The following is a 7,081-nucleotide window of genomic DNA, read 5'->3' on the forward strand; positions in this document are numbered from 1 at the left end:
TCTTCCACGACCTCAAGCGCTTTCGCGCCGCCGCCACCCGCTACGACAAGACGGCGACCTGCTACCTCGCTGTCCTCCACGTCGCTTCCATGCTTCTCTGGCTGCGTTAATCAGGGACAGCCCCTAGGATGGGGATGGATGACAATCCGGTAGGTTGAATTTTCGGACCGGAGATCAGCGACAGCCCCTAGTGGTTTCCTTCCTTGGCCGATATAAGATTGTCCTGGATGTCTGGAACTCAAGGAGCAGCTGAATGTCCCTGAATCGTGGTTGGATCTTCGCCATGTCTTCCGTTGCCGTGGTGGTTTCGATCTCGGGCGCTTCCGCGAACCCGTCCGGCGTCTGCGATCAGCAGTATTTTGATTGCATGATGGCTGCGGCCGACGTGTGGGAGGAGTACCCGCGCCGGTTACTGCAGGAGCAATGCGAGGTGGCCTACCAGACCTGCGTGACAAATGAGAATTCTTCCCGTGGGGACGGCTACTGCCAGAGTGGAGAGTTGCTCCAATTGCGCAAGTGACTGCACGTCCACCGGTAGCTTCGACAACGGCCCGGAGACTCGCAACTGCTCGAGCCGTCTGTGCAGCTACTGTCGACGAATGGGGAGAGCGAGGACAACGGTAGCTGTACCCACGTCCTCGGGCTTGGCCGCGGCCCCCGGCTCAGCCGCTGCGCCACCTGGCGTCGCTGCGGAGCCGTCCTCCGGAAGTCCCATGTTGCAGGTGCACCACATTCCTCCTGAACCCGGGCTCAGGAGTCGTCGGGCGACGCGCTCTCGCAGTCTGGCGTAGTCCACGCCACTGCAGCCTGCTCCTGTTGGGAAGGTCGTGGTCATCGTCGATCTCCTATGTCCCACGACGGGCCAGGGCCTGCCGCCGGGACGCAACACTCGGGCCTCCCCATCCGCCAGCCAACGCCTCACCCGGATGCCGCGGACCGTGCTGGACATCCACGGGAGCGGGTGCTCAGGCTCGCCGGCTCGAACGGGAGGGCCGGCCCGTTCCGGCACAGCGTCGTTCCGCCACCGGCCGAACAGGGGTCACCATGAAGTACGCGAATCTGGGGCGTTCAGGGCTCTCCGTCAGCCGGCTGTGTCTGGGCACGATGAACTTCGGCTGGACCACCGAGGAGCCGGATGCGCATGCCATCATGGACTCCGCGCACGCGAAGGGGATCAACTTCTTCGACACGGCGAACGTGTACGGCTGGGGTGAGAACAAGGGCCGCACGGAGCAGATCATCGGCAACTGGTTCGCGCAGGGCGGCGGCCGGCGCGAGCGCACCGTGCTGGCGACGAAGCTCTATGGCCCGATGGGCGAATGGCCCAACGAGGGCAAGCTGTCCGCGCTCAACATCCGCCGGGCCCTGGACGCCAGCCTGAAGCGGTTGAAGACCGACTACATCGACCTGTACCAGTTCCACCACGTGGATCGCGCCACGCCGTGGGAGGAGATCTGGCAGGCGATGGAGGTCGCGGTGGGGCAGGGCAAGGTGCTCTACGTGGGCAGCAGCAACTTCGCGGGCTGGCACATCGCGCAGGCGCAGGCGGCGGCCGCGCAGCGCAACTTCATGGGATTGGTCAGCGAGCAGTCCCTCTACAACCTGCTGGCCCGGACGGTGGAACTGGAGGTGCTGCCGTCCGCGCGGCACCACGGCCTGGGCGTCCTGCCATGGTCACCGCTCCAGGGAGGCCTGCTGGGCGGAGTCCTGCGCAAGGAGCGCGAGGGGAAGCGCAGGCTGGAAGGCCGCGCGCAGGAGCAGCTCCAGAAGCACCGCGAGCGCATCGAGCGCTATGAGGCCTTCGCGTCGGAGCTGGGCCACGAGCCGGGGGATGTCGCGCTGGCGTGGCTGCTCCACCAGCCCGCCGTCACCGCGCCCATCATCGGGCCGCGCACCGCTGCACAGCTGGATTCCGCGCTGCGCGCGCTGGACGTGAAGCTCGACGAAAAGGCGCTGGCGCGGCTGGATGAAATCTTCCCCGGCCACAAGCCCGCGCCGGAGGACTACGCCTGGTAGCGGCAGGCCCCTCATCCCACCGCGAGTCCCCGGGGCACCGTGGACTCGAGCGCGGCGAGGAGGCGGAGCGCGGCGTCTCCGACCTCCTTCCGCCAGGCCATCCGCCAGGGCCGCCGCAGGGGCCCTGACGCCAGCCGCTTCACGACGAGGTCGCCCCTGCCCAGGTGCGGGGTGGTGATCCACTCGGAGAGCACCGCGACGCCCAGGCCCGCGCGGGCCACGTCGAGGATGGCCTCGGTGAGCGGCAGCCGCTCGATGCGAAGCCGGGGCCGCTCGCGGCCGGAGACCTGCGTCATGAACCACTGCGACTCCGCCGCGGGCGTCTGCCCCGTCAGCAGCGTGTGCTCGCGCAGGTCCTCGCGGGTGAGCGCCCGGCGCGACGCCAGCGGGTGCGACGCGGCCATCACGAAGATGATCTCATCCGAGAAGAGCGGCCGCGTCTCGATGCCGGTCCGGGGGACGGACGCCGTCGTGAGGAGCGCCACGTCCAGCTCTCCCGCCACCAGGGCCTGGACCGGGTCCTGGGTGTGCTCCACCGCCAGCGACAGGTGGAGGCCCGGCAGGCTCTTGCGCAGCGTCACCAGCGCGGACGGCAGCCAGTGATAGGCCGTGTAGCACTCGCAGACCAGCCGCAGGCGGATGGACGGCGCCACCGGCGCGCGCACGCGGTGCTCCAGGTCACCCAACTCCACCAGGAGCCGCGTGGCGCCCGCGACCAGCTCCTGTCCCGCGGGCGTGGGCACGAGCCCGCGAGGGGTCCGGTCGAAGAGGCGCGTCCCCAACCGCTCCTCCGCCGCGAGCAGCGCGCGGCTCACCGCCGGCTGCGTGAGGTGCAGCACCGCCGAGGCCTTCGCCGTGGTCCCGGCGGAGGCCAGGGCCAGCACCACGCGCAGGTCGCGCACGTCGAGGCGGGGGGAGGGGGGCGGAGCAATGTCTTCCATGCATCCAGCCTATGCCAACGATGCGTTGGACGCATCCCTGCCGGAAGCGGAGAGTGCCGCCTGTCTCGCGAAGGCCCCACATCCGACGTCTGGAGGACCTCCCATGCAGCTCTACTTCTCCCCGCTGTCCTGCTCGGCCTCGACCCGCATCAGCCTGTACGAAGCGGGCGCACAAGCGGAGTTCATCGAGGTCGACTCGAAGACGAAGCGCACGCACGACGGCCGCGACTACCTGGAGGTGAACCCGCTGGGGCTCGTCCCCGCGCTGCGCACCGACGACGGAGACGTGCTCACGGAGAACGCCGCCATCCTGCAGTACGTGGCCGGGGCGCTGCCCCACGCGGGCCTCGCGCCGGACGACAGCCGGGGGCGCATGCGGCTCCAGCAGTGGCTGTCCTTCATCGGCACCGAGCTGCACAAGGCGACCTTCACCCCGCTCCTCGACGCGAAAGCGAACGAAGGCGCGAAGACCTATGCCCTGGAGAGGGGGGCCACCCGGCTCGGCTACCTGGAGCAACACCTCACCGGACGTGAGTTCCTGCTGGAGCGCTTCAGCGTCGCGGATGCGTACCTGACGACGGTGCTGAACTGGTGCGCGGCGACGCCCATCGACCTGAAGAAGTGGCCCGCGATCAGCGCGTACTTCGCGCGCATGCAGGAGCGGCCCAGCGTCGCGAAGGCCTTCTCCGAGGAGCGCAGGCTCTACGGGGCCCAGCTCGAGAAGCGCAAGTCGCGCGCATGACAGGGCCGGACATCCCTCCTCCACCTGACGAACGGATGGAGGAGGAGGCCTGCCCCGGGCGCGGTGCGCGTCAGGCCTGGGGCTGGTTGCCGGTGCCGTTGCGCAGCTCCTTGCGCACGGCCTCGGTGACGCGCTCACGGACGACGTCCGACATCCGCTCGCGGAGCTCCTCGCCCACGCGCTCGCGGATGGCGTCCACGATGCCCTCGGTGTCGATCTGCCCGGGGCCCTGCGTCTGGAAGCCGCCCATCCGCTGCTCTCCGGCCCCGCCCATCATGTGGCCCATCGGCCCCGTGGCGCCCAACGACTCGCGGATGGCGTCACCCAGCCGCTCACGCAGCGCCTCCTGCAGGTGCTCGCGGAGGTTGTTGGACAGCCGCTCGTGGAGGGCGTCGACGAGGCGCCCGCGGAGCGCCTCGGCGATGCGCTCGGGATCCACGGGCGAGAAGCCCTGCGGCTGGAAGCCCATGAAGCCCCCCTGGGGACGCTCGCTCAGCCGGGTGCGCAGCTGGTCGGCCAGTCGCTCACGCAGGGCGTCGCGCACGCGCTCACGCAGGCCGCTCTGGATGCGCTCGCGCAGGGTGTCCGCGAGGCGCTCGCGCAGGGTGTCCGCGAGGCGCTCCGGATCGATCTGGCCCATGCCCTGCATCCGGCGCTCGGTCAGCGCGGAGCGCAGCAGCTCCGGCAGGCGCTCCTTCAGCGCCTCGCGGATGCGCTCGCGCACGACGGTGTGGATCCGCTCGGACACGCCGTCGGCGATCCGGGCGCGGAGGCTGTCGGCGATGCGCTCGGGGTCCACCGGCGCGAAGCCCTCCATGCCCATCCTCCGCTCCATCATCGCGGAGCGCAGCGCGTCGCCCAGCCGCTCGCGCAGGGCGTCGCGGACGCGCTCGCGCACGACGGAGCCGACCCTGTCGCGCAGGGCGTCCTCGAGCTTGATGCGCACGCGCTCGGCGAGGCGCTGGGGATCGAACTGCCCGTGCCCCTGCTGCATGCTCATCCAGTGCTCGGCCAGCCCGGCGCGCAGCGCCTCACCGAGCCGCTCCCGGAGCACGTCACGGGCGCGCTCGTGCACGCCGCTCAGCACGCGCTCGTGGATGGCGTCGGCGACGCGGTGGTGGACGGCCTCGGCGATCCGCTCCGTGTCGAAGGGCTGCCCGCCCCCCTCCCCCTGCTGCATGTTCATCATGCGCTCACTCAGCGCGCCGCGAACCGCGTCGCCGACGCGCTCACGGATTTCCGAGCCGATCCGCTCTTCCAGCCCGGACACGACGCGCTCGCGCACGGCGTCAACGATGCGAGCCTTGAGGGCTTCGCCATACATCTGCTGCCCCTGCATGGAGTAAGGATCCTGGTTCATTCAGATGCCTCTGGGTGCTGCGGGTAGAACGGCGCGCGCGGAAGGTTCCGGCCTCTGCGCGAGCGAATGGATAAGGCTCGCGGTCCCACGCGAATACGGGGCCCCGGTCTCGCGCGGAGGTTGGCGCAGGCCCTTGCGGTCGTGCTCGCGGGAGGGCAGGCGCGCGCATTCATCCAGAATGAACAGTGCGGGGGAACAGGCAGACAGCCGTTGCCTTCACAGCCCCCAGGCGTGGCCGGAGCCCGACGCGACCGGGCAACCGGCATTGCCGCGACGGCGGAATCTTTGGCATCCCGTACCGTTCATGTCCGGGATGAGTCAGTCCCTGCCGTGCAACGAAGGACGCCGTGTCGCTCAGCCGAGCCGGGCATTCGAACCGGAGAAGGCATCGTTCGTCGTACCGCTGTTCGCGCTCCTGCTCTTCGGGCTCCTGAGCGGATGCGCCCCCATGGAGAGCTATCCCGACGCGGCCGGACCGCGATACAGCGGCGACCATCGGCCTGTCGGCCCCGTCGCGGTGGAGGCGCCCTCCTCGGTCACCGTCGTGACGTTCAACCTCGCCTTCGCTGAGCACGTCACCGAGGCGATCACGGCCCTGACGCGCCCGCCGCTCGCGGATGCGGACGTCATCCTGATGCAGGAGATGGACGCGCCCTCCGTGGAGAGGATCGCGAGGGAGCTGGGGCGGGCCTACGTCTACTACCCGGCCTCCGTGGCGAAGGATGGCGATGACTTCGGGAATGCGGTGCTGAGCCGGTGGCCCATCACCGCGGATGAGAAGATCAACCTTCCCCACGACGACCCGTATCACCAGCAACACCGCATCGCCGTCGCCGCGACGTTGGACCTCCAGGGGACGCCCGTCCAGGTGGTCTCCGTGCACGGCGCGACCCCCATCGTCGGGCTCGGCGCCCGGCTGGATCAGGCGGAGACCGTCATCCACGCGGTCGAAGGAGCGGCGCCCTTGCAGGTCATCGCCGGTGACTTCAACACCTCCGACCCGGGAAGCCTCAAGCAGACCGTGAAGCTGTTTTCGGACTGGGGCTTCCAATGGGCCTCCGAAGGAGTGGGGGACACCGTGGACTCCATCATCGGCGGCCTGCCGCTCGACTCCGTCTTCGTCCGGGGGCTCTCGCCGGTGGAGCGCGGCGTGGACCCGAATCCCTCCGGGAGCGACCACCAGCCGGTCTGGGTGCGCTTCGCATGGCCGTGATGACGCCACGGCATGGCATGCGGACCTTGTGGATGGGGGCGCTCCTGCTCCTGGCTCCTGGCTGTCTGAGCGGAGCCCGGAACCTGGGCGCGGCGACGACCCCCGTGGGGACGACCGAGGTCGGCGTCTCCGTGAACACGCTGGCCTTCGAGCGCGGCCGGGAGCGGGCCTATCTTCCCAACCCCGAGCTCACCTTCCGCAAGGGGGCCGGCGAGAACTGGGATTGGGGGGGGCGCCTCACCTTGCTGGGCCTCGAACTCGGGACCCGGCATCGGCTCGTCGAACGTTCACCCTGGACCCTGTCGGTCGCCCCGAGCGCGGGAGTCTGGTACGTCCCCGTCACCAACAACTCCACGGAGCCCGTCAATCTGCGCCTCGGGGCGCAGACGCTGGTCGACTATCGGCTCAATCGAACGTGGACCCTGACCGGGGGGGCCTCGCTGATGGGCGGCTTCGCGGGCCCGCTCACCGTGTTTCAGGGCCGGTTCAACGGCTCACACCTGCTGGTCTCACCGGGCGGCTCGCTGGGCGTTGCGTACCGGTTGAACCCGTCCCTGGAGCTTCGCGCGGAGGCCGGCATCGAGCTTCCGCTCGACCTCAAGGACGGCCGCCGTCAGCCGACCGGCAATCTCGGGCTGACGCTCCGTTGGGGACGCGCCGCCCGTCGATGACGCTCTGATGCGGGGGGCTCAGGGGCTCCAGCAAGCCGCATCAGTGACGGCGCACGCGGGCGAGGACCGCCTCGTAGCCGGCGTAGGACAGCGGCAGGAGCAGCGCGAAGAGGAGCGTGACCTGGGGCAGGGCGGGGT

7 protein-coding genes are annotated in these 7,081 nt (G+C 69.8%); 5 read left to right on the forward strand and 2 right to left on the reverse strand.

All coding sequences use genetic code 11. The features are described 5' to 3' along the window. Nucleotides 1-253: 253 nt before the first annotated feature. Both D7W79_RS36020 and D7W79_RS36025 read left to right on the forward strand, forming a co-directional pair. Nucleotides 254-520: a hypothetical protein gene (locus tag D7W79_RS36020; RefSeq protein WP_120529826.1), complete on the forward strand. Its 267-nt coding sequence runs from the start codon at nt 254-256 to the stop codon at nt 518-520. A 524-nt stretch (nt 521-1,044) separates the two neighbouring features. Continuing rightward, on the forward strand, nt 1,045-2,016 hold the full coding sequence (locus D7W79_RS36025) for an aldo/keto reductase (RefSeq protein WP_120529827.1): 972 nt from the start codon (nt 1,045-1,047) through the stop codon (nt 2,014-2,016). 11 nt (nt 2,017-2,027) lie between these two features. Here the strand turns inward: D7W79_RS36025 and D7W79_RS36030 are convergent, their stop codons facing one another. Then, nucleotides 2,028-2,957 (reverse strand): LysR family transcriptional regulator, encoded by a 930-nt coding sequence (locus D7W79_RS36030; protein ID WP_120529828.1) that lies wholly within the window; start codon nt 2,955-2,957, stop codon nt 2,028-2,030. A 103-nt stretch (nt 2,958-3,060) separates the two neighbouring features. Here D7W79_RS36030 and D7W79_RS36035 point away from each other — a divergent pair, with 103 nt between their 5' ends. Beyond that, nucleotides 3,061-3,699: a glutathione binding-like protein gene (locus D7W79_RS36035; protein ID WP_120529829.1), complete on the forward strand. Its 639-nt coding sequence runs from the start codon at nt 3,061-3,063 to the stop codon at nt 3,697-3,699. 70 nt (nt 3,700-3,769) lie between these two features. Here the strand turns inward: D7W79_RS36035 and D7W79_RS36040 are convergent, their stop codons facing one another. Next, the gene (locus D7W79_RS36040; RefSeq protein WP_120529830.1) at nt 3,770-5,059 is read right to left on the reverse strand and encodes a DUF445 domain-containing protein; all 1,290 of its coding nucleotides are present in this window, start codon (nt 5,057-5,059) and stop codon (nt 3,770-3,772) included. Nucleotides 5,060-5,507: 448 nt separating this feature from the next. Between D7W79_RS36040 and D7W79_RS36045 the strand changes: the two genes are divergently transcribed. Both D7W79_RS36045 and D7W79_RS36050 read left to right on the forward strand, forming a co-directional pair. Continuing rightward, nucleotides 5,508-6,272, forward strand: coding sequence for an endonuclease/exonuclease/phosphatase family protein (locus tag D7W79_RS36045; protein ID WP_208729929.1), 765 nt, complete (start codon nt 5,508-5,510; stop codon nt 6,270-6,272). 131 nt (nt 6,273-6,403) lie between these two features. Then, on the forward strand, nt 6,404-6,943 hold the full coding sequence (locus tag D7W79_RS36050) for a hypothetical protein (RefSeq protein ID WP_244222158.1): 540 nt from the start codon (nt 6,404-6,406) through the stop codon (nt 6,941-6,943). Nucleotides 6,944-7,081: the final 138 nt, after the last annotated feature.

This window comes from Corallococcus exercitus, from assembly GCF_003611585.1.
Taxonomy (GTDB): Bacteria; Myxococcota; Myxococcia; order Myxococcales; family Myxococcaceae; genus Corallococcus; species Corallococcus exercitus.